3 protein-coding genes are annotated in these 3,607 nt (G+C 47.2%); all 3 read right to left on the reverse strand.

Translation table 11 applies throughout. The features are described 5' to 3' along the window. Positions 1-97: 97 nt before the first annotated feature. Entirely contained in the window at positions 98-322 is a 225-nt protein-coding gene (locus CS022_RS14825; protein WP_129122949.1) for an Ig-like domain-containing protein, read from the reverse strand. A 118-nt stretch (positions 323-440) separates the two neighbouring features. Continuing rightward, on the reverse strand, positions 441-914 hold the full coding sequence (locus CS022_RS14830) for a hypothetical protein (protein WP_129122950.1): 474 nt from the start codon (positions 912-914) through the stop codon (positions 441-443). Continuing rightward, positions 911-3,607 (reverse strand): Calx-beta domain-containing protein (locus tag CS022_RS14835; protein ID WP_328590375.1); only part of this gene is annotated, 2,697 nt, incomplete at its 5' end. The genes CS022_RS14830 and CS022_RS14835, both read right to left, overlap by 4 nt.

The raw sequence follows: 3,607 nt of genomic DNA on the forward strand, positions 1-3,607 counted from the left end.
CAGTCCAGACAAAACTCCTACGAAAAGTCTTTGCCCAGCCAGTCTGACGAGGTTGTTATTATTCTATTTTTACGTTATCGGCAAATTTTCAGTTCTCTTAACCAACACTGAAGTCGTCAATCGTAGAGTTGCCAGCAACGTCGGTGATACTGATCGTTATGTCCGCTCCTGCGCGATAGTCTGGGTTGTCAATTTTCCATGTTCCATCGGGCTGGATTTTCGTTTCACCAATTTCATGGTCCCCCTGTGTAACTTTTACTGTTGCTCCTGCATCCCATGAATTGTAATCGCCGCCTCCGATAAACGAGTCTCCCTCATGCAAGCTATCAGCATTACTGAGATGGATTTCGGGTGGCGTGGTATCAAGCTTACAGTGCCTGTTTTAACGTCGGTGGTATCTTCATGCGTGATGGCCACTGTGAACGCATTGTCTCCTTGGGCTAAAACGCGATCTGAGGGCAGGGTGAGGTGCCAGTGACCATTTTGGTCTGCTCGGGTCGAAAACGTATCGTCAAGAATTGAAAACGCAACCAACGCACCGGCTCAGCATCGCCCTCAAAAGAAGGCCGTGGATCATGTGTGATGGTATGATTTTGACCGTCCGTTAGCGATATATCCGAAGTCGTGGATGGGTCAAATTTTGCGCCTTGCTTGAACCATACATCAGCATACTCATGCACTTCGCCATCTTTAGATGTGTAAGAGCCCATAAGGCTCAGTAAATTTCCATTGTCTGTTTCATCCGACGATATCGAGGTAAGGTTGATACTTGCAATGTCTAATTCAGCAAGCGTCTTTAATTCACCCTCGTTGGTAATGCCATCGACATTGCTGTCGACCCAAATATTAAGTTTTTCGTAAATGGCATCATGAATATCAATTTTACCGTCGGCGTTGGTATCGTGTTGTCTCAAGCTTCAAAGCCATCTTTTGCGCGTGAGCCGTCAGCAAGCTGGGTTCCCTCGCCAAACATTTCGCTACCATTGTTAATGACGCCATCGCGATTGATGTCCCAGACAAGGAATCCATCCTCACCGTTCGCCCAACCTGTTGCTCGCGATACGCCATCCGCATTGAGGTCGTAATTGATTTTCGAGTTATCTACGGAAATGGTTTCGATGCCGTCGCCATCCAAATCAAAGAGCAAAGGCGTCACGAAGTCTTTAGGGCGTGCCACGACATTGAACGTCACGTCTTTGGGGTTGAGCCAGGGGAAAACTCCGCCCCCCGGCAAGTCTTCCCATTTAGACTCGTTTCCGCTGTTGTCCTCATTGTCGTATCCAAATACGTTCCGGTGAGATTCAGAGAGATAGACCCAGCTTTTCTTACCATTCTGGATGATTCTTGCGCCATCATGATCAAGAGAGATGGAAGCGTCGCCGTTGGAGTATCCTATTTTGTGTCCATTGGGAATCAGGAATAAGCCCAGTTTTGACGCGCCATTCAGATAAATATCGGTGTTGAGGCTGCCATAATTTGAGGTTTTGCTCATGATAACTTTGGCACTCATGATGTTGCCACTGCTGTCCATGGTGTAGTAGCCGATGCTGTTTTTGTAGATGGAAAAATTGGTCTTGATATTCCACATTTCCAGAGTCATTTTTTCGACTCCGGATACGTTCCATAAGCCGCTGCTTTCACGAGGTACAAGTTCATCATCGAGGATGGTTGCGGTGCCTGATACCTTGTTTGATTGATACTCGGATGACGCAAGAAGTTTAAACTGTTCGCCTCCCTCATACTGGGAATCTTCTTTGGTACTCACGCGCACTTTAAATGAGTCTGTGTTACTTGGCACGTTGACGGAGTTGCCCACATTGTGCCATGTGTAGCCGTTGTTGAAGCTGACTTGTAAGTTACTGTTGTAGTCATATCCGGTTGCTGAGTGGCTTTGTAAATCTAATGTGACTGTCGTCGATGATGTTGATTCATTTGAGAGGGAAACATTAAATATCGCTGTATCCCCTTCCCAAACATCGGGACTGCTTACTGATGTGACTTCAGGTTCGTCGTAATAATCATTAATGGTGACCTCGCCCCTGCCGGATGAAGAGTTCCATCCATCACCTTCAACTCTGGCCCACACCGAAAATCGTTCAGTGTCCTCATAGATATTGTCGTTCTTTGTATCGAAGCGGAGCTCGAATGATGAGTTACCAGCGGGCACGTCAATATAAACACCGCTTGAGACATTTCCGTAGTGTTTTTGCCAACTGCCACCACCATAGCGAACCCAAAAATATGTTTCATAATAATCAGTTGCTCTTGATGCTGTTCCGGAGTCGAGGTCGATTTGAACGCGGGTTGTTTGTGTCGATGATCCGCTGAGTGTGACCTTAACAGGGCCAGCATAGCCGCCCTCATTGACACTCACATCTGAAACATCGGTAACGCTGGGCTTGTTGTCTGCTTCGTCAGTGATAGTGACAGTACCGCTTACCTGTGCTTGATCTTCTGCATTTGCACGAATGGTAAAATACTGAGTATTTTCATACGTGGAATCATTGGATGTTGCTACTCTGACTTGGAATGACGACTTGTTCGCCGGAACATCAACCCATTTACCCGTTGAAAAGTTACCTAGATTTTGCCAGCCGTTACCGAAGTTGACGTAAAGCGTTTCTTGATAATCGCTGCCTCCGCCGTGCGCAGTGCCGTTGTAAGCATCCACCCATATTTTGGTGGTGCTGGTCGAGGTATTGCTAAGTGAGACCGTGACAGTCGCGTCCTGACCTTCTTCTACCGTGGTACTTGAGACTGCACTGACGTTGGGAGCGGTTTCATTGTCGATGATATGGCTGTTTTGAGACTGTACCCAGTTTTGTCCATCAACGTGGCCTGAAATCACAAAAGTTTCATTCCCCTCATACACATTATCATTGATGGCTTCGGCACTGACATGGAGGTGTTTTATGCCAGCAGGCACTTTAACGTTGATGTCATTATTGTGGCTCAAAACGTATTCACCCACCCATGCGCCCGCACTGGTATAGACATGGATTTTTCCTGTGTAGTCGTCACCAAATTTTGCCTGATGCAAGCTATCGTCAAACTTCAATTTGACGAAGCGATCAGTGGTCGATGTGGAGGTCATGTTCACGGACCATTTATTCCACAGCCACCCCCCTTCGTTGACATTTTCGAGGTTAGTGATGCTGGCAACTTTAGGTATGTCAGCATCATCTTTGATATAGGCTTTTTCTGACTGCACCCAGCCTTGCTTGCCGATCACAGCGGCATTGATGGTGAGGCTTTCGTTCCCTTCATACACATTGTCATTGTTGGTCAGCGCATAGAGTTTCACACCTGTATGCCCAGCGGGGATCGTGATAGGTGCTTGATACTGATTACTGTTATCGACATACACTTCCTGAAGGAAATTCCCTGACAAGTCATAAACATGGACTTTACCGCTGTAATCTGACCCAGGGGTATTGGTCTGGGATTTGTTGCCTTGATGCGTCGCGGTGTGCTGGGCGTCATGAAAATTCAGCGTGACCGTGGTTGCGGTATCAGAGGCGGTACTCATGTTCATGGTCCAGCCAAGCCAGCCACCTTCAACGTTATCCTGAAGGTGTTTGATGTTACTCACTGTCGGTGCGGTTTC

Source organism: Veronia nyctiphanis (genome assembly GCF_004116385.1).
Taxonomy (GTDB): Bacteria; Pseudomonadota; Gammaproteobacteria; order Enterobacterales; family Vibrionaceae; genus Veronia; species Veronia nyctiphanis.